General features: G+C 70.1%; 18 protein-coding genes, 3 pseudogenes and 2 CRISPR repeat arrays (1 of these 23 only partly in view). Of the genes and pseudogenes, 3 read left to right on the plus strand and 18 right to left on the minus strand.

Annotated elements, in window-relative coordinates; all coding sequences use genetic code 11:
* Positions 1-1,417: direct repeats of the CRISPR family, unit length 28 nt; unit sequence GGACCATCCCCGCTCGCGCGGGGAGCAC (it extends 442 nt beyond the left edge of the window).
* 464 nt (positions 1,418-1,881) lie between these two features.
* The 8 genes from ABD223_RS36630 to ABD223_RS36665 form a co-directional block, all read right to left on the minus strand.
* The gene (locus ABD223_RS36630; protein ID WP_344041600.1) at positions 1,882-3,276 is read right to left on the minus strand and encodes an NsdA family TPR-like regulatory protein; all 1,395 of its coding nucleotides are present in this window, start codon (positions 3,274-3,276) and stop codon (positions 1,882-1,884) included.
* 257 nt (positions 3,277-3,533) lie between these two features.
* Positions 3,534-3,923 carry a lanthionine synthetase LanC family protein gene (locus tag ABD223_RS43725; RefSeq protein ID WP_380646223.1) on the minus strand — a complete coding sequence of 130 codons (390 nt, stop codon included), beginning with the start codon at positions 3,921-3,923 and terminating at the stop codon, positions 3,534-3,536.
* Between the two features lie 389 nt (positions 3,924-4,312).
* Positions 4,313-5,149 (minus strand): Imm1 family immunity protein, encoded by an 837-nt coding sequence (locus tag ABD223_RS36640; protein WP_344041604.1) that lies wholly within the window; start codon positions 5,147-5,149, stop codon positions 4,313-4,315.
* 32 nt (positions 5,150-5,181) lie between these two features.
* Positions 5,182-5,982, minus strand: a complete 801-nt coding sequence (locus ABD223_RS36645; RefSeq protein WP_344041606.1) for a DddA-like double-stranded DNA deaminase toxin — start codon at positions 5,980-5,982, stop codon at positions 5,182-5,184.
* Positions 5,983-6,195: 213 nt separating this feature from the next.
* On the minus strand, positions 6,196-7,452 hold the full coding sequence (fxlM, locus tag ABD223_RS36650) for a methyltransferase, FxLD system (protein WP_344041608.1): 1,257 nt from the start codon (positions 7,450-7,452) through the stop codon (positions 6,196-6,198).
* A gap of 322 nt (positions 7,453-7,774) precedes the next feature.
* Complete coding sequence (locus ABD223_RS36655) at positions 7,775-8,119, minus strand: hypothetical protein (protein ID WP_344041610.1); 345 nt, start codon at positions 8,117-8,119, stop codon at positions 7,775-7,777.
* On the minus strand, positions 8,112-8,423 hold the full coding sequence (locus ABD223_RS36660) for a hypothetical protein (RefSeq protein WP_344041612.1): 312 nt from the start codon (positions 8,421-8,423) through the stop codon (positions 8,112-8,114). Before ABD223_RS36660 ends, ABD223_RS36655 begins: the two co-directional genes overlap by 8 nt.
* Positions 8,424-8,428: 5 nt before the next feature.
* Positions 8,429-8,968, minus strand: a complete 540-nt coding sequence (locus tag ABD223_RS36665; protein ID WP_344041614.1) for a DUF4254 domain-containing protein — start codon at positions 8,966-8,968, stop codon at positions 8,429-8,431.
* 207 nt (positions 8,969-9,175) lie between these two features.
* Here ABD223_RS36665 and ABD223_RS43730 point away from each other — a divergent pair, with 207 nt between their 5' ends.
* A complete protein-coding gene (locus ABD223_RS43730; protein ID WP_417750546.1) occupies positions 9,176-10,534 on the plus strand; it encodes an NsdA family TPR-like regulatory protein in 1,359 nt (452 codons plus the stop codon).
* A gap of 55 nt (positions 10,535-10,589) precedes the next feature.
* Positions 10,590-11,474: a CRISPR direct-repeat array (repeat unit 28 nt; unit sequence GGACCACCCCCGCTCGCGCGGGGAGCAC).
* Positions 11,475-12,109: 635 nt separating this feature from the next.
* Here ABD223_RS43730 and ABD223_RS36675 read toward each other — a convergent pair.
* From ABD223_RS36675 to ABD223_RS36715, 9 genes and pseudogenes are all read right to left on the minus strand, one after another.
* A complete protein-coding gene (locus ABD223_RS36675) occupies positions 12,110-13,306 on the minus strand; it encodes a winged helix-turn-helix domain-containing protein (protein ID WP_344041618.1) in 1,197 nt (398 codons plus the stop codon).
* An 18-nt stretch (positions 13,307-13,324) separates the two neighbouring features.
* Positions 13,325-14,638, minus strand: a complete 1,314-nt coding sequence (locus ABD223_RS36680; RefSeq protein WP_344041620.1) for an MFS transporter — start codon at positions 14,636-14,638, stop codon at positions 13,325-13,327.
* 54 nt (positions 14,639-14,692) lie between these two features.
* Positions 14,693-15,511, minus strand: a complete 819-nt coding sequence (locus tag ABD223_RS36685) for a hypothetical protein (RefSeq protein WP_344041622.1) — start codon at positions 15,509-15,511, stop codon at positions 14,693-14,695.
* A 132-nt stretch (positions 15,512-15,643) separates the two neighbouring features.
* Positions 15,644-16,693, minus strand: a complete 1,050-nt coding sequence (locus tag ABD223_RS36690) for a YncE family protein (protein WP_344041624.1) — start codon at positions 16,691-16,693, stop codon at positions 15,644-15,646.
* Between the two features lie 268 nt (positions 16,694-16,961).
* Complete coding sequence (locus ABD223_RS36695) at positions 16,962-17,684, minus strand: putative 2OG-Fe(II) oxygenase (protein ID WP_344041626.1); 723 nt, start codon at positions 17,682-17,684, stop codon at positions 16,962-16,964.
* 330 nt (positions 17,685-18,014) lie between these two features.
* Positions 18,015-18,960: pseudogene (locus ABD223_RS43735) on the minus strand (IS30 family transposase).
* A gap of 70 nt (positions 18,961-19,030) precedes the next feature.
* Positions 19,031-19,371 (minus strand): annotated as a pseudogene (locus ABD223_RS36705) (IS110 family transposase); the annotation flags it as partial.
* 48 nt (positions 19,372-19,419) lie between these two features.
* Complete coding sequence (locus ABD223_RS36710) at positions 19,420-19,965, minus strand: hypothetical protein (protein ID WP_344041628.1); 546 nt, start codon at positions 19,963-19,965, stop codon at positions 19,420-19,422.
* 174 nt (positions 19,966-20,139) lie between these two features.
* Entirely contained in the window at positions 20,140-21,207 is a 1,068-nt protein-coding gene (locus ABD223_RS36715) for a terpene synthase family protein (protein WP_344041630.1), read from the minus strand.
* Positions 21,208-21,313: 106 nt separating this feature from the next.
* Here ABD223_RS36715 and ABD223_RS36720 point away from each other — a divergent pair.
* Positions 21,314-21,646: pseudogene (locus ABD223_RS36720) on the plus strand (transposase); the annotation flags it as partial.
* A gap of 207 nt (positions 21,647-21,853) precedes the next feature.
* Here ABD223_RS36720 and ABD223_RS36725 read toward each other — a convergent pair.
* Positions 21,854-23,059 (minus strand): tetratricopeptide repeat protein, encoded by a 1,206-nt coding sequence (locus tag ABD223_RS36725; protein ID WP_344041634.1) that lies wholly within the window; start codon positions 23,057-23,059, stop codon positions 21,854-21,856.
* 151 nt (positions 23,060-23,210) lie between these two features.
* Between ABD223_RS36725 and ABD223_RS36730 the strand changes: the two genes are divergently transcribed.
* Entirely contained in the window at positions 23,211-24,539 is a 1,329-nt protein-coding gene (locus tag ABD223_RS36730; protein ID WP_344041636.1) for an autotransporter outer membrane beta-barrel domain-containing protein, read from the plus strand.
* Positions 24,540-24,779: the final 240 nt, after the last annotated feature.

Consider the following 24,779-nt stretch of genomic DNA (forward strand, 5'->3'; position numbering starts at 1 on the left):
GCGCGGGGAGCACTTCGCGTCAACAACTGCGGCCAGGTGGTCGAGGGGACCATCCCCGCTCGCGCGGGGAGCACCACAGGCGCAGCACCAGCGGCGTGGTGCCGCCGGGACCATCCCCGCTCGCGCGGGGAGCACTCGCACTGCAACAACGTCTGGATCTTGTCGGCCGGACCATCCCCGCTCGCGCGGGGAGCACCCGCCGGGGTGGGCGCCGCGGTCGACGGTCGCCGGACCATCCCCGCTCGCGCGGGGAGCACTACGGGGATGGGGGTCAGGACTGGTCGGGCGGGGGACCATCCCCGCTCGCGCGGGGAGCACTCAACGAAGTGCGACCGCCGGTACTGCTCGCAGGGACCATCCCCGCTCGCGCGGGGAGCACTGAGCGTCAAGGCTCGTCGCCACGTCAACCCTCGGACCATCCCCGCTCGCGCGGGGAGCACCTCACCACGGGGGTCTCGCCGTCGAACCACACGGGACCATCCCCGCTCGCGCGGGGAGCACCAGCTCGGTCCGCAGTTCGCGGACGCTCTTGTCGGACCATCCCCGCTCGCGCGGGGAGCACCGTGCCAAGCAGGCCGCCGAAGGCGTCCGCCAGGGACCATCCCCGCTCGCGCGGGGAGCACGGCCGGGTCACGACGTTCTCCGACGCCGGGACCGGACCATCCCCGCTCGCGCGGGGAGCACCGAGACCTGTGGGAGACCAACGTCGGCCAGGTGGGACCATCCCCGCTCGCGCGGGGAGCACGACCACATCCTCGGCGATGTTCCGCCAGGCCTCGGACCATCCCCGCTCGCGCGGGGAGCACTCGCAGAAGCTCTGGTCCGTGGTCGAGCGGGAGGGACCATCCCCGCTCGCGCGGGGAGCACCCGGGCAGCCCCGAGACGAAGCTGACGACCGAGGGACCATCCCCGCTCGCGCGGGGAGCACCGCGCGGTCGGCGTGACGACCGCGCTCAACGCCGGACCATCCCCGCTCGCGCGGGGAGCACGTCGCGGCGTCGCCGTAGCTGGTGTTCATCGCGGGACCATCCCCGCTCGCGCGGGGAGCACCAGATGCGCCACCGCAACGAGGGGCCGGTGAGCGGACCATCCCCGCTCGCGCGGGGAGCACCCGATGACCGCGCGGCCGATCGGCGCGGCCACCCGGACCATCCCCGCTCGCGCGGGGAGCACCACCACCACGGTGATCCGGTCCTGGGTGTTCCTGGACCATCCCCGCTCGCGCGGGGAGCACAGCGGCGTGATGGCCAGCGCGGTCTCGGTCAGCGGACCATCCCCGCTCGCGCGGGGAGCACAGCCCGAGCGACGCGAGGTGCAGCGCGAGCGCCGGACCATCCCCGCTCGCGCGGGGAGCACGCGCCCATTTTGAACGTGCATGAGGCCGACGCCGGACCATTCCCGCTCGCGCGGGGAGCACACTTCTTGACCAGGGACTTTACAGGCGGTGGTGTGTGTTTTCATTCGGTTCGTTCCAGTCTCGTATATTCGGTGGCCGTTTGTGGGGTGACGGCGTGCGAAACGACGACCACGGGGTTGGGGCTCGACCGACGATGAAGCCGTCAACCGGGTCACCCACAGCGCATCTAGTGCGATAAGAGCCCTGGAGTGACGTTGGCTGCCGACGTCTGTGGGGGTGTTGTACCTGGTTACCGGCTTGAGATGCCTCATTAGGCATGTGGCCGGGCACCTGCTTGCGTGGGAACACTTGCCGGTCCAGTCGACCCACGCCGTTAACACCGGGCCGTCCCTGTTCGCATGGGGGCACACTCGCACCGCCGCATGCCGTTGTCGTCTGAAGAACCTGCGATTCGACGTTCCTGGGCGGGTTGGCGTTCGGCAAGTACCGTTCGCCGGTCTGATGACCTTGGTGGCCAACCAGCGTCAGGCTGAGATGGCCTGGTGAAGTTCCCGTACGGCGGGTCGGGTCTTCCACGGCGTCAGGGTGGTGACGACGTTGTCGAGTGTGTGCAGCGTGCGCAGTGAGTGGGTGGCTTTGGCGGCGTGGACTGCCTTGAGTGCGGTGACGGCCGCTTCGTCCGGTTCGCCGCTGCGCGCCAGTGCCAGGGCCCAGCGCGTGTGGTGCAGGCTTGCGTTGCGCTTGGTCAGCCGGACGTTGCCCAGTATGTGGGCGTAGAGGGTCGCAGCCCGCTTGGGTGTTCCTGCCTCGCTGAGGCAGTTGGCGTTGCGCAGACGCAGGGTGTGCTCGGTGAAGTACACCCCCAGGGTGCTGTTCGACTCACTGTCACCCGCTTGGGTGAAGAACTGTTCGGCTTGACCGATTCGGCGCTCGATCTCGACCGTTGGTTCACCGATCATGGCCATGCCCAGCGCTTCCTGCTGTGCAACCTCGGCGCGGACCTTGGCGGGCAGATGGTAGGGCCCTTCGGCGGCGGCCGAGGCCAGGGTGAGCACACGGGAGGCATCCCGGTCGTCATAGGCCATCTGCGACTTCTTCAACAGCAGGTAGCCCTGCATGGCCGTGTCGCCGGCCTCCTGTGCCCACTCCATGCCGCGGTCGAGCCACCTGTACCCGGCGGTCGGTTGGTGCAGTTCGCGGTACAGCCAGCCGCACAGCTCGGCCCCTTGGGCGCCGACGGCGAGCAGTTTGCGGCGCAGGGTCGGTTTCACGTCGTGGGCGCTGCGCTCGACGGCGTGGACGATGCCGAGCACGACCGGCAGTGTCTCGCGGGCGCCGACCGCGTGGTCCTGGGCCATGGCCGACTCGATCTGTCTGCGGAAATAGCCGACCACGTCATCGTCGAGATAGCGACGGGCGTCCGCCAAGGCCCGGGCCACGTGGTGTTCTTCGTCGAGGCCGAGGGCGGGCAACGTCGCGGCGGCGATCCCGTGGATGATCACCGAACGGCGACTCAGAGGGCTCATACCGTCTCCATCCGCAGGGGTGGCCAAGTCCGGTTCCGGGTCCGGGAACGCCTGACGATCCAGCGGCAGAAGCACCGGCGTCCCGTTGATCAGGACCGGAAGCAGTAGTGGAGTTGACCTGTTTTGACGGACAGGACCGACCGTCTGTGTTCCCATTGCCGATGGGACACCCTCCGTCCGGGTGATCGGCAGTCCGTCGAGGAGCCGGTCGAGCTGGTCGAGGTCGAGGTGAAGGGCGTCGGCGAGGGGTTGGCGGTGTTCGGGGTAGGGAGCTCGGGTGCCTGCTTCCCAGTTTCGTACGGTGCGTGGGCTGACACGGAGCAGCGCGGCGAGGCTCTCCTGGGTGAACCCGCGCTTCTTGCGTCGTTGCTGGAGCGTCTCGCGCTTCGGCATCCTTGCGTGCCCCTTCCGTGCCTGGGGCGAGACGGTAGTGGAATCGGCTGGGAAACAGCAGGTCAGGAAGCCGCAGTGTCGGTATATCACCCATTCGGTGGATGATCGTTGCCGTAACTGTGCCGCAAGTTTTCCGCTTCCGTGCCGCGATCGCCGATGGGCCAGGTGCCTTGTGTCGCCGGTGGATCGGTGTGCCTGTACCGGGTGGCACCATCGCCGGTCCACGCGTATGTCCTGCGGTCGCAGGTGGTGTCGCTTCAGGGATTCGCGAGGGCGCAGAGCCGGCGCGAGGCCGGTGATGCCGTCGAGAAGTTCTTGGGACGTCTCGGCTGTGCGGCCCTGGAGATGTGGCGTGCCAGGTAGGCGGCGAGGGCGTGAACCAGGCGGTGGGTGGCGTCGTCGGCCGCGCGTCGGAAGCCGCCGAGGCCGTGGCACAGGTCGGCCTCGGCGATGCAGGTGGTCTGGGCGAGGTCGTGCAGGCAGTTCAGGAGTGCTGTTTCGGCGGGGTGCCGGCGTCGGGCGTCACTGGTGGCGATGGCGACCAGTTGTCGAGCACGGGCGATGCCAGGTGTGCCGTAGCACCAGGAGGGACGCTGTGGGCTCGGGCGGTGGAAACGGCCGGTGCGGTGTTCGGCGAAGGTAAGGATTTCGGGCCAGTAGTGGCCGGTGTGCCGTTATGGCACCAGGTGTCGAGCCAGGTGCTGATGCGGTGGATGGCGTCGAGGTGACGGTTGACGATGATGCTGTGGCGGACGGCGAGGTGAGCAGGGCCGGCGGGCCGGTGATGCCGTGGACCATGCCAAGGTTGGCGTGGCCGTCGGGGTGCTGCTTGGCTGTCGGCGGTCAGGGCTGGAGTCGGTGCCCGCGCCGACTACATGCCCATGATCGGCGCGGCCTCGCCCGCCAGCGCATCGGCGACGCGTGTCGAGGCTGAACTCGGATGGGCACCGGTGTCGTTGTCGTCGTATAGCGCAGTGCTGTCGCACCTTTCCATAACTACTCGATCGAGTGAGGCGCTTCGCTGGTGGGTGGCGGGTTACAGGGTCGAGGGCTGTGTTTGGCGCCAGGTCACGCAGGTAGGGCGCTCCTGGGTGTCCAGGAATTCGGTGATCGCCTCGATCAGGGTCGGTACCGCGACGCCGCTGCCCGCCGGGAAGCGATGCCCGCCGGGTGTCGTCCATGCCGCTGAGGCCGGGTCGCCGTCGAGTCTTGCGGTGTGCCCCTCGGTGCTGAAGAGCAGGAACCCGAAGCGCTCGTGAACGGCGGTGACCACCTCGTGGTCGGGGTGCAGGCGTGCGGACAGACCGGTGCTGGAGTGGGGGTTTTTGACTTCGATCAGGGCCATCGGCCTGCCGTGGTGGAGCAGCATGACATCGACCGACGGTGGGATGTCCGCGGTGATCAGCCTGGCCACATCCTCGGGCGTGGCCAGTTCGCGGTCCTGGGGATGGCCGTGCAGGGTCCAGGACGCCGTGACGGTGAGGTCGTGGTCGCGCTGCGGTCGCCAGTGCACGCTGGTCGGCCGTTGTCCGGTGCGGGCGAATTCCTCCACCGCCGTGAACACCCGGTTCAGGGGCAGTTCGGCGCCGGGAGGCATGCCCTGGTCGTGGCCGCCCTGGACGCTGTACTCGGCCCAGTCCTGGTTGAGCCCGTCGACGGGCACGAACCGGCCGGTGCCGCCTGAGTCGAAGTCGATCCATTCCAGCGCGCCGATGTCGCCGCGCATCCCGACTGCGAGTGTGGGGGCGTCGGGGTCGGTGCCGTGGCGGAGGAACCAGACCCAGCCGGCCGGTGAGCCGGGTTCGACGTTGGCGGCGGCGAGCATGGCCGTCAGTTGTCCGGGATCGGTGATCCGCTGCAGGTCCACGTCCACCCTGCCCAGCAGGGAGTCGTGGTCGGGGGAGGTCATGCCGGTGCTTCTCCCTCGTAGGTCTCGGAGAACGGTTCGCCGTCCTGGGTGGTGCCGTGCACGGTCAGCGTCGTGCCGCGCCGAAGATATCGTGGCAGGATCTGGTGGCAGCCGTTGTCGGTCATCGGCAGGGGTGGTGAGCCGCAGGGCGAGTGGTTGATCACGACCTCGCCGTGGGTGGCGCCGGTCTGCACCATCATCTGGGCGACTTTCATCTCCACGTGCCGGTCGAGCTTGATCGCGGTGCGGATGCCGAGTGCGGTCATGCGTCGGCGGATCGCGGGGCTCCAGGTGCCGTCGTTGCCCGAGGACAGCGCGCCCAACTCCCGGTCGTTGATCATGACCTGTCCGACGGTGACTTCGCCGGGTTGGCCTGACCGGACGCGACGGGGCAGAAGATCGACCGCCCACGCGGCCGAGACCGGGTAGTGGGAGCCGTCGCGGCCTGTCACCGTCGTGAGGGTGGCGGCAGGCGGGGACGGTGGTGGGGGCGCGAGTTGGCGTGGGACGGGCGGGGACGGTGCGGCTTCATCCGATCGGCGTGTCGGCGCCGGGTGGGGTGGAACGGTGGCGGAGCGGGAATCGGTACCGGTCGGGGTTGCGATCTGTGCGCGTAGGCGTTCGACTCGGCCGCGCAGCGCGTGGAACAGCTTCGTGGTCTGTTCGTGGACGGCGGTCAGGGTGGCGGCGTGGTTGTGGTGGCTGCCGGTCAACGCACCCGTCAGCAGGTCATGGCAGTCGATCCACAACTGCTCGGCGGCGTGGAGGGCTTCGAGGGCCTGGTCCAGCTTGTCCACGACCTGCGCGAGCGGATCCTCGGGGTTCACCGGCGGTGCCCCGGCTCGGCTGGACGGCCGGGTGGGTGCGGGCGCACCCGAACAGCGGCGCCCGAGGAGTGGCGCTTCACGGCGGGTACCGGGCCGGGTAAGGCCTTGATGCGGAGGTGGAACAGGTTGTCAGCGGCTGGGGGAGCCGGTTCGGGTGTGGCCGTCATGCGGTGCCTGTTGTCGTCAACCGCATGGGGCGGCGGTGTGGCCGTCGCCGGTGGGCCAGGTGACGATCACGCGGGTGTGGCGGCGGTTCATGACGAATCCGGTGGGCAGTGCCTGGGCCGGTGTCGCGGCGGGGACGACGGTGATGTGCGCCCGCTGCCTGCTGCGGCGGTGGCGGCGGTCCCAGGTGCGGATGTCGGCCACGGCCTGCCCGGCCGATGCCTGGGCGTCGGGACCGTGGGCGAAGGCGCCGACCTCGGCGCGGCCGGTGTCGGGGACGCGGCGGGTGGTGCGGTAGGCGAAGCCGGTGTCGTTGTAGTAGGTGGGCGCACTCCACCGCGCCCAGGCGCTGACCAGCTTGGCCTCGACAGCCGCGGGGAGTGCCTGGAGCAGTCCGGACCGGCCGGGTTGGGTGGCCAGGAACAGGTCCAGGTCGTCGAAGGGCTCCGTGCCGCCGACCTCGACGCCCGACCACGCCTCGGTGCGGGGGCCGCGTAGCGCCTGGGCCAGCGCTTGCGGGTCGGTGTCGGCCGGGCTGTCGATGCGCAGGACCACCTGCTCGTCCTCGGTAATGGGCAGGAAGGTCTCCCCGCGCGCGCCCAGACCCTGCATGGCGACGAACCCGGCCCACTGGTGGTCGCGGTCGACCAGACGCCCTCCGGTCTTCTCCAGCGCCACGGTGCGGGTGGTGCCGCGCATCAGCAGTGGCACCACGATCCGCCCGCTCTCGACCAGTTGGTCCCACCAGGCGGGCGGCAGGTCCCAGTCGCCGACGGTGACGATGATGCGGTCGAACGGTGCCTCGCCGGGGATTCGGTGTTCGGCGTCGCCGTGCACCACCCGCCCCCGCGGGTAGCCGGCCTCGGCGAGCAGGCGCCGGGCACGCTCGACGATGTCGCCGTCGCCGTCGACCGACACCCCGTGCCCGGTTGGGCCTACGAGGTGGGAGAGCAGGGCGGCGTTGTAGCCGCCGGAGCCGATCTCCAGCACCTGCATGCCGGGACCCAGGTCGGCCTGCTCCAGTATCGCCGCCTGGATCGAGGGCGCGGAGACGCTGCTGAGCGCCGCCCCGTCGGGTCCGCGTTTGGTGATCACGGCCGTGTCGACCGCATATGCCTGCTCCGGGGTGGCTTCCGGGGCGAACAGGTGGCGGGGGACCGCGGCGAACGCCTCGGCCACCGTCTGGGTGCGCAACGCCGTGAGCGTCCACAGGTCGTCGAGCATCCGCCGTCGCAGCTCGTCCGCATTCGCGGCGGTGTAGTCGGCCGTGGTCATCGGCCCACCGTCTGCGGGTCGTCGGTCCGCCTCGTCACCGTGGACGAGGCCCGCAGTGTCGTCAGGCGGGTGATCGTGCGGGCCTTCATCGGCTGGCACTCCTTGCCGGTTCGACGGTCCTGGTCGGCGGATCGGTGTGCTGCGGAGCGATTCGAGCCGCTGGTGGTCGCACCGTACCTCTGTGGTTACTGTCCGCAATCATGCGGTGCTGGTGACGGTGGTTGGCCTACCGGAGCCCTCGCTGTCGGCGCGGGCCTCTTCCGCGATCGATGTGCGCCGTGGTCCGGGAGGTGGGGAAACGCTGCGGAACGTTCCCCCACCTCTAGCAGCCCGCCGACGGGGCGCCTGCGGTGTGGTCGACGGGAGTGGCGTGTCGGGCCGCGCCGGTCGGGGGCGCGGCGGGCTCGAGGGCGATCAGCTGTCGGTGGGCGGTGGCCCAGACCCGGTAGCTCGGGGTGCGACCGCGTCGCCACCGGGGACGGCAGAGGGGACACCGACCTCGTGCGTCGGGCTGGTGGTCCTTGATCAGGTCACGCAGGGGCGCGGTCAGCCGGGTGTCCAGGACCATCGTCCGGGTGGTGTCGTCGCCGTGGGCGGCCAGGCGGTCGAGATAGTCCAGGCGTTCGACGAGGCCGCTGTGCAGGCCGGCGGCCAGGACGTCATCCATCGGGGGCTCCCGGCGTGTCGGTGGTGCGGGGATCGGGAGGTGGCGTGGAGGTGGGTGGCCACAGAACCGGGTGCAGCTCCAGTGGCACGAGGTAGCCGACGGGGATGCCCAGTGCCGCGAGGTCGCGGGCCGCGGCGTTGAACAGGTGGCAGGGCCATGCCCGGTCCGGGCACAGGGCGCACCGTGTCCGGCTGTCGTGTGGTGGCAGGTGGGCGGTCACGGTGGCCACCGGGTCGGCGGCCCGGCCCAGCGGGCTGTCCGCGGTCACCGGCAGGACCACGACCGTACGCCACTGCTCGGTCATGACGACTACAGGTCGACGATCCCCGGCACCGTGGTGGGCAGTCGTCGCCGTCTGCTGCCCAGGTCGACCAGCAGGTCGTTGTAGGCGTTGGCCAGGGTCGCGACCTCGTCCATCGCCGCTTGCGCCTCGTGTCCGGTCGGCGCACGGCGGAACGCGGGTACCCGCTGCTGCAGTTGCTGCCAGTGGGCCCAGGTCATGGCCATGCGGTCCACCAGCCGGCCCAGGGTCTCGGTGTGCAGCAGGGCCACGGTCGACGGTTCGGGCACCGTCTCGGCCGCCCAGTGGTCGATCTGCTCGACCAGCGTCACGCGGGCTTGCGCGCAGTTGATCAGGATCCGGGTGCAGGATGCGAGCACGGAGTCGTCGGCCTGCGCCTCCCGGGCCGTCTGGAGCGCTTCGGCTCGCTCCCGGTGGCGGCGGGCCAGCAACATGACCACCACCAGCATGGGATGGTCGTCGGTCGGGTGTTCGGCGGCGAAGGCCCGCAGGATGTCGTGCCCGGTGGGCAGCAGCACGTCGTTCGGGTCCAGTGTCGCGGTGACCACGGCGTCCACCTCCGAGGTGAAGGACCAGAGCAGGTCAAGCGGTAGGTCCTCGACGGTGCCGCACGTCCGCGGCCACGAGGAAGCCGTCGAGCTGTCGCGCATCGCTGGTCGGCGACTGATCAGTGCGGCTGATCAGCTTGGCTGATCACGGCGGTGCATCGGTGCCGGGTCCCGCTACCGTGATGGTGGAGGAGTTGCGGAGGGTTCATGAACGTCACCGACGGCGACCGGCCGATCGACCCGATCGTGTGGCACGGCCCGATGATGCGCGAAGCGCTGGCCCGGCGTGACATCGGCCGGGTCTACCAGCTCCTGCAGCGCTGCGGGGTGCCCCAGCGGCAGATCGCCGCCCGCACGGGACAGGGCCAGTCGGAGGTCTCGGCGATCGTCAACGGGCGCCAGGTCCAGGCCTATGACGTGCTCGAGCGCATCGCCGACGGCCTGGACATCCCCCGGGGCTACCTGGGTTTGGCCTACAGCGACGACGCGGTCGCGCGTGCCTTGTCATCTGGTTCGCACGGTGCGGAGGACGACTTCATGCAACGGCGCGGCTTTCTCGGCCTGATCAGCAAGATCGTCATGGGGGCGGCGCTCACGCAACCCGAGTTGGACCTGCTCGCCGTGGGCCCGGCCACGACCCCGATTCCCGCACACCTGGGCGCGACCGACGTCGACCAGGTACGGGCCCTGACCGCGGCACTGCGTTCCTACGACGCCGCCCACGGCGGCGGTTCCTGCCGCGATGCCATCCTCGCCCACACCCACTGGACGCAGTCGTTGCTGCACGCCTCGGCCACCGACGACGTCCGGACCAGGCTGCTGTCGGCGATCGCGGAGGCCAAGACGCTGGCGGGGTGGACCGCCCACGACCTCGGCCTGCAAAGTGACGCCCGCCGTTGGCTCGGCCAAGCCGTCCGCGACACCCGGGAGGCGGGCGGCCCGGTCCACACCGCCATCGTGCTCTACCACCTGGGACGTGTCCCTCTGGACAACGACGATCCGGCCGAAGCGCTCAAGCTGTTCCAACTCGGCCAGATCGCAGCCCAGGACTCCCATTCCTCGCTGGCGGTCTCCCTGCTGCTCACCCACGAAGCGCTGGCCTACGCCCACCTCGGGGACACCCGGCAGGCCATGACCGCCCTGCGCCGTGCCGAGGACGAATATGCTCACGCCACCGACGACCAGCACCAGGAGCTCCTGCGGTTCTTCGACCACGCCGCCCTGCAGACCAGCGCGGCCCGCATCCACAGCCACCTCGGGCTCACCGACGCCGCGCACCGCGCCACCGCCATGGAACGTCTCCGGCGAGCACTCGACCAAGCACCTGTCGACCGCGTACGCCAGCGCGCGTTCAACCTCACGTGGATGGCGGTATGCACCCTCGCCGAAGGCGACCTCGCCGGCGGGGTCGCCCTCGGCAACCAAGCCCTCGACGCCGTGCGCGCCGTGCAGTCGACCAGGCTGCTCGACCACCTCAAGCCGCTGCAGGAGCAGGCCGGACGGCACAGCGGCAGCGATGTGCAGCAACTCCACCATGAGGTACGACTTCTGCGTACTGCTGCCTGATCCCCGCTCACGCGGGGAGCACAACCCACAGTTCATCTACACCTCGTCGCCGCCGGGACCACCCCCGCTCGCGCGGGGAGCACGTCGGTGACGGCAGCCGCGGTGGTGGAGTGACCGGACCACCCCCGCTCGCGCGGGGAACACGCCATGCGATTGCTGCCGTTCTTCTGGGGCCTGGGACCACCCCCGCTCGCGCGGGGAGCACTACCTGATCGACTGTGGCGACTGCTTCGAAGGCGGACCACCCCCGCTCGCGCGGGGAGCACCGCCCCAGGGGGACCAGGGCGGGCACGGTGGTGGGACCACCCCCGCTCGCGCGGGGAGCACACCATGCCCCAGCCAGGACAGCGCACCATCGTCGGACCACCCCCGCTCGCGCGGGGAGCACGCCCAGGTCCACGGCGGCACCCGCGTGATCGAGGGACCACCCCCGCTCGCGCGGGGAGCACTCAGCGCACGCACGGCGACCCCGGTCATCGCAGGGACCACCCCCGCTCGCGCGGGGAGCACGCCGCCGGTCCAGCCGATGGCGTCGAGGACGTGGGGACCACCCCCGCTCGCGCGGGGAGCACGCGATGTCCTGCGCACTGGCGTTGGCCTGGTAGTGGACCACCCCCGCTCGCGCGGGGAGCACCGCGCAGGCGGCCAGCTGGTACGCCGTGCGCAGGGACCACCCCCGCTCGCGCGGGGAGCACCCGCCCAGCCACGCCACCGCGACCAGTTCGGTGGGACCACCCCCGCTCGCGCGGGGAGCACGTAGCGGTAGCGGCCCGCCTCCATGTGGGACACCGGACCACCCCCGCTCGCGCGGGGAGCACATCCACATCTCCGCCATGGCCTCCCGGGCGGTCGGACCACCCCCGCTCGCGCGGGGAGCACGGCGCCGAGGACGAGGCGGTGATCGAGGTGGCGGGACCACCCCCGCTCGCGCGGGGAGCACTCTTCTTGACCAGGTACTTTACAGGTCGAAGTGTGTGTTTTCATTCGGTTCGTTTCGGTCTCGTATACCGAGGTTGTAGCCGGTGAAGGTACGTGGGGTGCCGTCCGCGTTGAGCTCTTGGTTGCTGACGGAGGGCGGGTACTCGTCACAGCTGAGCCCCGAGGTGCCGAGGGTGTCGCCGCAGGCCAGGTTGCGGTTGGTGTCCTGTACCGCTTGGTTGGTCGTGCGCGTCAGCGGCGAGGGTGGCGCAGGGAAGGTCCGGAGGCTTGCCTCTGTTCGATGTGAGGGGTCGGTGACGGGTGGGAGCTATGGGTGTGGATGACCGCGGCCGCGAGTTCGCGTAGGGCAGCGCCTCCTGATGGCCGTGGTTCAGTTTTCCGGCGACGCTCCGGTTCGATTCGACCGAGGGCGTCCGGGCATATCTGAAGATCGATACCGTGCCAACTTCACCGGCTCTCGTGTCGGCAGGTTGTTATCCGATCAGGGTGTCGACGGACGACGACCGCACCAGGTGCGTGCCTGCGTTCGTTTCGCGCTGTCTGCTTCTGTTGGTGCCGACAAGCACGGATGTCGGCCACTGGTTGTGTCGGACGAGAGACGGCCGAGCGCCGGCATGTCGTTCGGGTTGTGGCCGGTCAGGTCATGGGGGCGTGGTCGGCGGTGGTGTCCACGGCGTCGACCATGGCCTTTCTGGTGGCTGGGTCGGCGGCTTGGGGGGTGATGACGATGTCCTGGCTTCCGACGGCGCGGGCTGTGGCGTGGCAGGCGCGGGCGAATCCGGTGAGTGTCTGCTCGGTGAGGGTGTCGAGGCCGGCTTTGAGCACTGTCAGGGTGCTGCCGCGGCGGGCGATGTCGGCGCGGCCGACGAGGCGGTCGCCTACCAGCAGTGGGCAGACGTAGTAGCCGTGGACGCGCCGGGCGGCAGGTTTGTAGGCCTCGAGGGTGTGGGCGAAGTCGAACAGTCGTTGGACGCGTGGTCGGTACCAGATGAGGTTGTCGAAGGGGTTGAGCAGCACCGCCCGGTCGGCCTGGCCCTGAGCGGTGTCGAGGCCGTCCAGGCTGGCGGGGTGGGCCCAGGTGGGTGTGGGCCAGCCGTGCACGGAAACCGGTACGAGTGTCGTGTCGGGCAGCACTCGGTGGGCCAACGGTTTGGGGATGCGGATGTAGTCGGCGAGGTCGTCGACGGTGGCCACGCCCAGCGCCGATCCGGCGTGTTCGAGCAGCCGCAGGTGGCACTCGTGGTCGTCGGCTATGTCGGTGAGGTGACGGGCGGGGATCACGCGGTGGGGCAGGTCGAAGACGCGGTGCCAGTCGGTGCGGCGGGTGCAGGCCAGTTCGCCTGCCCAGACCAGGAATTCCACGGCGGTCTTGGTGGGCCCCCAGTCCCAGCCGTTGCCGCGTTCCTCGTTGCCGCGCAGCTGTTTCAGCGTCAGTGGCCCGTCGTGTTCGACACGCTTGAGCAGCGCGCGGGCGGTGTCGGGATCGGGGTAGTCGGGGCGTCGGCGGGTGGCGCGGCGGCGGAAGGCCCACAGCGGCCAGTGGTGCAGGGGCACCAGGGAGAGGGCGTGGGCGGGGTGGTCGAAGGCGATCGGCGCGGGGCCTTCCCACAGCGCCCGGTCGACATCGGTCGTGCCCAGGTGCGCGCCGCGGGCGGTGAAGGTCAGCTGGTGGGCGCGGGCGACGGCGTTGATCGAGTCGAGTTGGACCACGCCCAGCGCGTCCAGGGTGGTCGCGGGGGCCGCGTCGGCGGCCGATGCCAGGCCTGTGCCTGCGACGGCGAGGGCTCGGGCCTGGGCGGGGGAGAGTTCGGTATCGGCGGTGCCGGGAGCCATGACGACGGTGGGGGCCTTCTATGGAGTGGTGTGGGAGGGCTGCGACTGTGCGGGTTGTGGTGCCGGCCCGGTGGCGGCAGGGGTGCCCGGCTGGTCGTGCGCGGCACCTCGGCGGGCGAGGTATCCCCAGATCAACGCGATGGCCAGGCCGACTGCGGCACAGCTGCTCAACACCGTCAGGGCGGAGTTGAAATCGGCCTTGGCGACCAGGGCGCCGATCACGATGGCGATGATGCCGTTGGCCACGTCGGTGCTGGCGCCGACCCAGATGTTGGCCTCGTGCCGCATGCCCTCGTCGATGGTGTGGTCCACCAGCAGGAAGGCGTTGATGAACACGGGGGTGACGAACAGCCCGGACAGGACCAGCAGCAGTGCCAGCAGCCACAGCGGTCGTGCGGTGAACAGCAGGCAGGCCGGCAAGGCGAATCCGATTGCCAGGATGCGGTACTTGGACCACAGATCGCTGTTCCAGCGCAACGTGCCGTAGACGATGCCGCCGACGACACCGCCGATGCTGATCATGGCCAGCAGGGGGCCCATCCAGGACATCGCAGACAGGTGCTGGGTGTAGGCGGGAACGAGGATGCCGATACCGCCGAACACGCATCCCATCACCAGAAGCGGTGCGATGATCATCAGCATGGCGGGTTCGGACAGGGGCCCCAGCCAGCGCTGTCGACGTCGTGACGCCGACGGGGGCCGTGCCGACTCCTCGGTGGCCGGTGAGGGCTTCTCGCCCAGACCGTGCCGTTTGGCGATGATCAGGTACGCGGTGATGACGAGCACGTAGACCGCCACGCACAGCTCGTAGGCGTGTCGTGGTGGCAGCGCCACCAGCGCCAGCCCGGCGGCCAGGGGAGCCAGGACGAATCCGATCTCCTCGAGCACCGAGTCGGCCGAGTGCACCAGCTTGAGTTGCTGCTCGCCCTGCACCACGCGTCTCCAGGAGGTGCGCAGCGCGGCGTTGAGCGGCGGGCTGGTCAACGCCGCGGCGATGACCAGCAGCAGCGAACTCCACCACGGCCAGCGGGCCGCGACACTGACGGCCACCAGCGACATCAGCGTCATCGCGGCGATGCCCATGACCACCAGGGCCCGTCGTTGCCCGACCCGGTCGAGCACGCGTCCCCGCAGGGGACCCAGCACCGCCAGCACCAGCACCATCGTGCCGTTGATCACCGCGGCGCGGCCGTAGCCGTAGGGCTGGGCGAGGCTGACCAGCAGGGTGATCGGCAGGACCGCCACGACGGTCCGGCTGACCAGGGCTATGGCGAGCAGGGTGAGCACGCGCGGGGTCGCCAGTACCCGCGCCGCGCTGCTGTCTGCCGGCATGGGAATCGTGTGCCTCCACGAATGGGGGATGGCGGTAGGGCGGACGTGCGGCGGTCAGGATGCCGGCGCGGCGATGCCCTCCGGCGTCGGGGGTGTCGGCGTGTCCGATTCCCGCGCCGTCGGCGCCGGTGTCCGGATAGCGGCATCCTGGCTGTCGCCGTCCTCGCTGCCGTTGTCGTCGCTGCCGTTGTCGTGGCTGGGGTCGTCGGCCGCCTGCGTGTGGGAGCGGGCCTGCAGGGAGTCGGGGTGCAGCAGCACGAGCCGGGCGACCGGGTCGCCGCGCTGCACGGTGGTGGGCGCGGTGGGGTGGATGGCGAGGCTGAACCCGCCGCGTTCGCCCATGGCGTTGACCACCTTCGCGGGCAGCACACCCAACGGGACGTCGAGACCTGGATGGCCTGCGCCCAGAACCAGCATCAGATAGCGCTCGGGGATGCGCGCCTCCCATCCCAGCCGCCACTCCACGGTGCCCGCCCCGTTGGGCAGGAACATGCCTTCCCAACCCTGGCGGCCGCGGAAGTCGAACTCGCGTATCCAGGCGGCGCCGCGAATGGCGATGACCGCGCCGTCGCGGCGCCACAGCTCGGCGGTGCCCACCTTGCGGGCCACGTCGGCCGCCTGTTCCCCGTCGGGCACGGCCAGCTCGCTGTCGAGCACCGGGCCGGGGCTGAAGGTGATCGGCGAGCGGACCAGCCACCCCAACTCCTGCCCCATCACCCACGGCGGGCAATCCACCGGCAGCCTGGCTACCCGCCGATACCGGAAGTGCTCGGCATACAGGTCGCGCTCCTGCCGGGCTGTCCGACGGTCGACCTTCGGCGCCTCGGGCACCAGGGCCCACGGCTGCGACGCTGTGAAAACGACCTGTGTCACGGATGCTGCCGCTCCTTCACGGGCGTGGTGCGCCCACCCCTGCGCGGGGTGGGCGCACCACGGGCTCGTCCTCGATCCGATCGGACCGCCCCGTCCGCGTTCGACAACTACGCACGGGGCGGCGACGGGCCGTTAGTCGGCGTCGACGTACTCCACGCGGCGGGCCCGCTCGTCGGCGGGGATGGTGTCCAGGTCGAACATCACCACGCTGCACGGGCCGAACCCGACGGTGACCTCCTCGTAGCGGAAGGAGCCCTCCTGCCGGTCCAGCGGGGCGGAGTCGAGGTCGACCATGGTCAGCGAGTTCGGACCGAACTGCGGGCCGGACTCCATCCACGCCCCGGTGCTGCGGGAGAAGTTGGTGACGTAGAGGGTGTTGTCCTCCTTGTCCAGCACCAGACCGCGCGGCCCGGCGCCGACCGGAAAGTGACGCAGCACGTCCAGCGTCTCCACGTCCACCACGTAGACACGCGACTGCGCCTCCACCGTGATCAGCGCCGAGGCGCCGTCGGCGGAGAAGGTGACCGCACGACCGCCGATGCCGCCCAGTTCGACGTTGTGCACCTCGTCGGTGTCCACGTCGATCACCGTCAGGTAGGTGGCCTGCGTGTTGGCCACGAACACCCGCCGGCCGTCCGGGGAGATGTTGAGGCTGTAGGGGTGCGCCTCGCGGTCGATGTCGATGCGCGCCACCTCCGCGACGTCCTCGGCCTCACCGTGGGCCAGCGCGGAGATGTCGAGCTTGCTGATGTATCCGGCGCCCCACACGCACACGTAGGCCCACCGGCCGTCCGAGGAGATGCCCATGTGGCGCGGGTCCCGGCCCGTGGGCACCTGCCGCAGTTCGACCGACAGTTCCAGGTCCACGATCGAGACGCTGTCGGAGCCGGAGTTGCTCACCAACAGGAACTTCTCGCCCGGCACGATGGCCATGCCGCGCGGGCCGTGGCCGACCTCGATGCGACGCACCTCGGTCAACGCCACCGCGTCGATTTCCGAGAGCGTGTTCTGGCTGGTGTTGCACACGAAACCCCGGCCGGTCGAGGTGAACTTCACCCCGCCGCGCGGGGCGTTGCCGACCGGGATCTGCTTGATCAACCGATGCTCGCCGGGACCGGTCTTGGCGACCACCGACACCACACCGTCGTCGGTGTCGGTCGAGAACAGCTGTACGTTGCGCACTGCGTCCACCCCTTCGTCCGTGTCGGAACTTGCTGCTTGCAGGCGGCGACGTGCCCGCCGGCAACGGCCGTGAGGACCGCCGCGGGCACGGCAAGGCATGGCTGTCTGTTCGACGAGTCGTAGGACCGGCCGTGACCTGTCGCGCGATCGCCACGGGCGCGTGAAGCACACCTCGTGCCCGGATGGCCTTGGACGGCCGAACCGCACCCGCACCGATTCCATTTCCGTCCACAGGGCGGCGGCGCGCTGTCGAAGACCGCCCTGTACGTCAGTCGGCGTCGTGGGCCATGGTCGAGTAGACCAGGTTCCACGACAAGGAAATCCTCACGCCCTCGCCGTCGAATGGCGGGACCGAGTGCTTCAACCACCCCGGGAACAGCACCAGTTCGCCCGGCGAGCAGCGCAGCCTGACGTTCTGTCCCTCCCCGGCGAACAACACGCCGGGATCGAAGTAGTCCACGTTGGCCCGGGGGTCGATCAGGTCGAGCTCGCAGGCGTCGGGCCCGTGCACGTAGTAGATGGCCGAGATGGCGGTGTTGGGGTGAAAGTGTGCCGGATGCCGGTCACTACGGCGGTACACGCTCGCCCAGCTCCGACCCGCCGCTACTGCGACCCGCGGGGGCCGGGTGTCGGAATGCGGACCGGCCGGGCTGTTGAACGTGCCCATGTCCCTGGCTTGTCCGGCGGCGAACGCCTGGTCCAGGGAGCGTCCGCTGACGGTCTCCACGAACTGGCGCGCGGTGCGCAGCACCCAGCCGGTCAGACTGTCCACCACCGGCTCGCCCCAGGATGTCATGTCCGCCGAGGTCTCTGCCTTGTAGTCGAACTTGTTGTCCACCTGGCCGAGCCGGGCCAGCACCAGGTCGGTCAATGCGCCGTTGAGCTGCTCGCCGAAGGGACACCCCATCCGGGCCACCGGCGTGGCGAACACTTGCGTGATGGTGCCCGTCGACTGTCCCGCAGCCGTGCGCTGGTCGTCCACTGTCGTCACGAGTCCCCCTCGCCGGTCGGTGATCAGCCCGCCCCCGAGCCTTGGATCACCGACACCTCCCTACGTGGTCGACGCCCGACTGTAGGCACTTCATTCGTGCCTGTCACGGCTCCCCAAACGCTCACGGACGCCCACGGTGCGCATCCATCGGCCACACTTCCGGGTGCCATCCGACCTCAACCAGGCATAACGAGGCAAGGATGCACACTCCGACCAAAGATCTATACGTCAACGATTCACCCGAACAGAGCCCACGACCAAGCTCCCTGTGATGTCGCACGCGATCCGTCGAAGCGACATGGAATATCCGGTCGGCAGAAGTTGGTGAGTTCAGACGGTGGAAGCATCTGCTCGGAGAAGTTCGGTGAATACCTCGCTGGGTTTTCTCCAGTCGTGGATCTTACGGGGTCGGTCGTTGATCTCGGCGGCGAGGTGGCGCGGGTCGGAGGGAATCTCGACGCCCTTGGGTGGGAACTCGCGCACGATCCGGTTGAGGGTTTCGTTGCCGCCACGTTCCCGGGGTGAGCGCGGGTGGGCGAAGAACACCGGCAGGCCGGTGGCGGTCACCTGCTGGTGCAGGGCCATCTCGGAGCCGCAGTCCCAGGTCGGGGAGCGTGTGACCGATGGAGGGAGGCCGCCGACGGCGGCGATGATCGCGTCGGTGACGGTGAGCGAGTCGCGTCCGCGCAGCGGGACCAGGAAGCGGCTGGTGCGCTCGACCAGGGTGGCCACCGCGCTGCGACCGCCCTCGCCGGTCACAGGATCCCCTTCCCGGTGACCGGGCACGGCGCGGTCGTCGGCCTCGACGGGGCGTTCGTCGAGGTAGCGGGGTTCGCGGATGCGCGGCGCGGGAGCCGGACGCGGTCCGCGACGACCGGTCCGCAGCGCGATCCGCTCCCGGTTCAGCGTAGCGACAGGTCGGGCGTGGACCCACTGGGCGGACGGCCTCGTGGCTCACCCGCACAGCGTCCCCGCCGTCTTCGCCCCGTGCCAACCGGCCCGCGATCGACGCCGGTGACCAGCCCTCGCGCAGCTGTTCGACCACCCGTACCCGAACAGCCGGGTCCCGGTCCACCGCCAACGGTTTCGGCCTCGACCGGGCCGGGCCCGCGGCCTGTTCGGCCACCACGGCCCGATAACCCCCGCGACCGCCGTGACGACCCACCTCACGGGAGACCACCGAGGCGTCACGACCGATCCGAACCGCGATCTCCTTGTACTCCAACGACTCGGCCAGTCCTCGGGAGATCTCCTCCCGATCGGCCAAGGTCAGCATCCGACGCACGGTGGGCGATCCTTCCCCACCGAACACCACGATCAGATGCTACGACCGCCTGAACCTGCCCGACGACAGTCTGCTCTACCAGGGCGGCCAGATCGCCTCGACCAGTTTGTCGCCCATCCTCGGTGCGTAGGCGGTGGTGATCGCGGCGAGTTTGCGGGGGCCGGCCTTGGCGATGCCGGTGGGGTCGCCGCAGCGGTACAGGATCTCCAGCACCGCCGGGTGGGCGATGCGGGGGCTGATGGCGCGTTCGAGGGCGGGGTGGGCGCCGGTGAGCGGGCCGTGGATGCGGTTGGCGATGCGAGTGGCCTCGCCGGTCAGGTCGTCGTCGAAGCCGACCAGCACATCCAACTCGGCTAGGGCCTCGTCGCCGATGTCGACCGGGCGCAGCGTTGGGGAGGTCGTTACCCGCTACGTCCGACGGGGTCGGCGTCGGGCTTCGTCGGGTACGGGTCAGAGAAAGGTGGTCAGTGCGACCGGAACGGCCAGGCCGGACAGTCCGTTGAGCAGGCAGTCGAGGTTGGGGTTGGCCACGCCGACCGTCTGCGAGGTGGTGCCGGCCAGGGTGCCGCCGGTCTGCCAGGTGGTCAGCTGCACGGTGCCGTCGAGCACGTTGGTGCGGACGGTGAAGTCGAACGTGGTCTGCTCGTTGCCCGGTGACCACTCGATGACGCCAGAGCCGGTGAGGGTGAGCAGCAGGTTGCACGGCACACCGCCGAGGCTGGTCGCGACGCCGGTGACGGGGGTGGCCACGCCGCCCGCCAGTTGCGGATGGGAACCGTTGGGCGAGACGCAGTTCGACAAGCTGGCGACGGCCACCACCGACGCCGTGGTCTGCACGGCGGTCAGCGCCGGGCTGAAGCTGAGCTGCACGTTGATGGTGCAGGCCAGGTCGGCGACCGCGGCTCCGGCGGGCGCCGCGACCGCGGTGGCGGAACCCAGCGCGACGACGGACGCGGCGGTCACCGCCCAGGCCCTGAACCGGTTCCGCTTGGTCATCCCGAGACCTCTTGACATGTGCACCTGCTTCCAAGCGGCCACTGCACTGAGAGTGAACAGTCTGAACACGCATCGTGATCGACAGCAAGCGGCCGAAAGAGTAGCGGTCACCCGAAGCGGGCTCCGAGCAGTGAGTTCATGACGGTCAGGCGCCGGTGCGGCAGGAAGGCGATGTCACGAACCATCCGCGGCGTCGAGAGACGGACCGACCGTCCGGGGGCGCCCGACGAGGTCGTCGAGGTAGCCGGGCAGGGTTCCGGGGCGGGCATCGTCGGCCGAGAAGCGCGAGCTCCGCCGTTGCCAGTCGTAGTTGCCGCGCACCACCGACATCAGGGCCGTGCGCACGTAGCGGTCGACCAGGTCGCACTGCTCGGCGGTGAGGTCGAGTGCCGCACACGTCCGGGAGGTGCGGTCGCGCAGTCGCCGGAAGGCGGCGAGGCGGTCTTCGACCATCCGCCGGACGCGCGCGACAGCCTGTTCACGCTCCGACCCGTGGCGCTGTTCGAGGAAGAGCACGGCGTTGAGGGTGTCACCGCGGGCGTTCTCCTTGACCGTGGAGGCCACGTCGTTGCACAGGATGACCACCTCGGTGGCCAGGTCCCTCAGTGCCTGGACGTGGTGGCTGTCCAGGACCTCGTCCGGGACCTCGAAGTGCTGGGTGCGTTCGCACAGGTCGTACACGGGCGTGGTGCCGATGGTCAGCGCGCGCAGCCGGAGGTAGCCCTCCACGGACTCGCCGGGCACGTCCTCCCGTGCGACGGACTCCTCCAGGTTCCCGATGAAGTACCGCCGCCATTCGCGGGCCGCCCTGACCCGCCACGCCGGCGACATCCCCCGGCAGGAACGCTCCCAGAGATCCGCCCACGCCGTGACCGCCGGGCCGGTCCCCGCGGGTGCGGGGCCGGGGGGCAGGGATGTCAGGCGCAGCAACTCCTTGCTGACCGCGACCACCTCGGCCCGCAGGCCGTCGGGGTGGTCGAACTGGTCGTCGAACAGAAAGAAGAACCCCATGACGTCCGCACCCAGGCGCAGGTCCTCGCCACGGGCGTCAGGGAAGAAGCGACCGGCCAGTTCGGTGAGCCGCCATCCTTCCAACCGCCGTGCCGCCGCGTCGCTTCCGAGCATCCCGTGTCGGCGCAGCCACGCCATCGAGTCCGGGTGCACCGCGGACACATCGGGGCTGACCGCAGGGGGGAACGGGATGTGGAACGCCGTCTCCTGCGGTATGGCCGATCCGTCCACCCGCTCCACCTTCCTCTGGTCGACATGGTCAGGATCACCGAGAAGGGCCGAGGAAGGCAACGGCCGACGAGGTGTCCTATCACGCGACTGCGAATCAAATGGTCTGATCATCTCCGTTGTCGGCTCGCCGCCCGCCTCGATCACACGGTCGTCGACCTGGGACTGCGGCGAGGGGATGGCCCTGCACAAGGATGTCGCCGCCACCGGCCTGCCGGTGTTCCTCGCCTATCCGCGCTCACCCTGGGACCGCGGCGGCAACGAAAATCTCAACCGGATCGTGCGCGAGTTCCTGCCCAAGGGCGTCGAGATCCCCTCCGACCTGCGCCACCTCGCCGCCATCGCCGCCGAGATCAACAACCGGCCCCGTAAGATCCACAACTGGAGGAAACCCAGCGAGGTATTCACCGAACCCCGCACAGCAGATGCTTCCACCGCCTGAACCTGCCGAGTCCTGGTCGAACGATCCGACGAGGAAGCCGCCTGAAGAAATTGATCCACAGGCCTTGACGATAGCTCCTTCGCGGATTCCCTGAAGCCTCGCTGTCATTGCTTCGAAAGTGTTCGCTTGCCTGCACCTAAAGCCGCTGACCAGCGGGTTCGCCGTCGAGATGAAGGCGCCGCACACTTTCGTCTCAATACCTACTGGTCACCCTCCACGACACACCGACCGTTCCAAGACCACCGACAGAGTCAAGCTAGGGCGGCCAACAGCCGCTGTACCTCTTGTGGCGGTGGTGCGTTGTTGGTCCCGGTACAGCTCGATTGCGCGCGTCCAGACCAGGCGGGCGTCCTCGGTATGCCCGAGGGCGGCGTGGGTGTGGCCGAGGCGGTCCAGGGTGTTGGCTTCCTTATAGGCGTGGCCCAGGGCCTGGAACAGTGTGAGGGAGTCCCGATAGTGCTCCAGTGCCGAGGTGTGGTCGCCGGTCAGTCCGGCCAGGTGTCCCATCGTGTCCAGGGTCGACGCCTCGCCGTCGCGGTCGCCGCCTGCCCGGTACAGGGCCAGGGCTCGGGCGCAGGAGGCGCGGGCCGTGTCGTGGTCGCCCAGTTTGGTCGAGTACCAGGCGATCTGGTTTTCGGCGTCGGCTTGGCGCGGTCGGTCGTCCAGGGCGTAGAACAGTCGCAGGGCGGCGCGGGCGTGGTCGCGTGCCCGGTGGTCGTCGCCCTGCCGCCACCACGTCAGTGCCAGCATGCGGTGGGTGTGGGCTTGCTGGGGTCGGTCGGTCAGGGCGTCGGCGTTCGCGAGGGCGCGGTGCAGGTGGTTGAGCGCTTCGGTTGAGCGGCCGGTTCTGGCGCAGGCGTGGCCGAGGTGGCGGCGGGCGGTGATCGCGGCGGGGCCTGGGCCCAGTCGGTCGGTCGCCGCCGCGGCCAGTTGCCAGGTCGACACGTCGTCGTGCAGGCGCCCGCGTCGGTAGTGGAAGGTGGTCAGGGTCCACGCCAGTTGCCACGTCCGGTTCCACCAGCCGCGGTCGAACGCTGTGCGTTGCACGGCCAGCAGCGCTTGGTGTTCGGTGTCGAACCACGTCAGGGCCGTGGCGGCGTTCGGTGGCACCAGGGGGCGGCTGCCGGGTTCGGGCGCGGGCAGGTCCAGTGCCTCGGTGTGCGGGTCGAGCAGGCCTCTGGCCGCGTGGGCGGTGTGCAGGTTGTCCGTTCCGCTTGAACCTTGCGAGTGGGTCGTGGGCTGACCTGCGACACGAAGACTAGGTCCGGACAGTGCGATCTCGTGTTGTTCGGGGCAACCTTGCGGATTCGGTGGTCGTCGGCGTTCGGGGCCCGGCCCGGGAGTCATCGGCCGACACCGGGAACCCCGGCGGCGACTGATCCCGACCGGAGAGGGACGCTGCGTGATCCACACGGGTTTCACCCAGGTGACCCGCGCTTCCCGTTCGTCGTCGTGCGGGTCACCCGGACGTGGTCGGGTCCGGTTCGGTGCTTGAGACCGGCAGGCTTCATTGATCGAGTGGTCGGGGTTCCGGGTTGAACCCCACCGACTGTGATCACCGGGGGTGAGGGTCTTCCGGGCGCCGTCGGCACCGGCGCCGGGTCGGGGTGCGACAGCGCCTCACACCCTTCCCGATAGGCCGTTCGGTGTAGGAGTTCTGCGCTTTCGTGTGAATCTTTCGGGTGTAGCAGAGTTCACCCGAACGCGACATCGCGTTGCGCTGCGCGGCGACACATCCTTCGCTCAGGTGATGCGCATCACTCCCCGGTGGACCCCGGTCCACCACCCCACCCGCGGCACCGGCACCCCCGACCCGACCCTCGCACCCCGAGGGCCGACCGGGGCCGGATCGCGACCCGACGCGTGCTTCGCCGGCGCCGGGCCGCGATCCGGCGCCGGGCCACCGAAGGAATCGGAGCGCGTCATGAGAGCAACCCGTCCGGCCCTGGTGATCTGCGGGGCCACCACGGCCCTTCTGGCCCTGGCCCTGGTCGTCGTCCCGCCCGCGTCGGCGGCCACGGCCAGCACCTGCACCATCGCCCCGGTCACCGACCCGACCGACATCACCACCGTCACCTCCACCACCATCGACGGCACCCCCGGCCCCGACCTGATCGTCTGCGCGTTCGGTGTGCACGAGGGCACCACCGTCAACGGCGACGACGGCGACGACGTCTTCGCCGTCACCATCGACCCCACCGTCAGCGACGCTGTGCAAAGCCCCAACCTCGGCACCCTCGACGGCGGACCCGGCAACGACGCCATCACCTCCACCGACCCCCGGGACGGGACCGCCCGCGGCAACTCGGGCACCATGCTCGGCGGCGAGGGCGACGACATCCTCACCGCCGAAGCCCCCCTCGCAAGCGGCAACGGGGCCGGCGGCACGATGGACGGCGGTGCCGGCAACGACGCGATCTCCGCCACCGGCCTCTTCACCGGTAACTTCGTCGGCACCATGCTCGGCGGCGAGGGCGACGACATCGTCCTCGCGGTCGGCGCATTTCCGCGGGCAACCACAGGCAATTCCGGCTCGATCGACGCCGGCGCGGGCAACGACCTCGTGACCCTCGAGGGCGGTACCTTCGGCAACCGCCAGACCGTCGAACTCGGCGACGGCAACGACACCCTGGTCATGACCGCCGTCGACCCCCTCAACGGCGTGGGCAACGGCTCGGGCGCCGCGGCCCGCGGTGGTGACGGCGACGACACCATCAACGCCGACGGTGTCCGCGTGGGCAACGCGGGGCAACTGCTCGGCGAGGCCGGCGAGGACACCATCCTCGCCGCCGGCGTCACCGCCAACAACTCCACCGGCCTCATCGACGGCGGCCCGGACGACGACACCTGCGCGCTGGGAGGCGTCAACCAAGGCACGGTGCAGAACTGCTGAACCCCGCACCACATCGCCGGCCCCGGCGGGCACCGACCGTGCCCGGCGGGACCGGCGGCCCACAGGACAAACCCCGGGCCGACGAGACCCGGATCCCGGCCGGGACCGGAATGAACCGCGGGTTGCCGCCACGTTGCCCGGCGGTCAGGACGATCGACTACGGCTTCCGCCCTTCGTCGAAGTGGTGCGCCCACGCGGCATCCGCGGTACCGGCGCGGGGATGCCGCCGCCGGGAAACGG

Source organism: Saccharothrix xinjiangensis (assembly GCF_039527585.1).
GTDB classification, from domain to species: domain Bacteria; phylum Actinomycetota; class Actinomycetes; order Mycobacteriales; family Pseudonocardiaceae; genus Actinosynnema; species Actinosynnema xinjiangensis.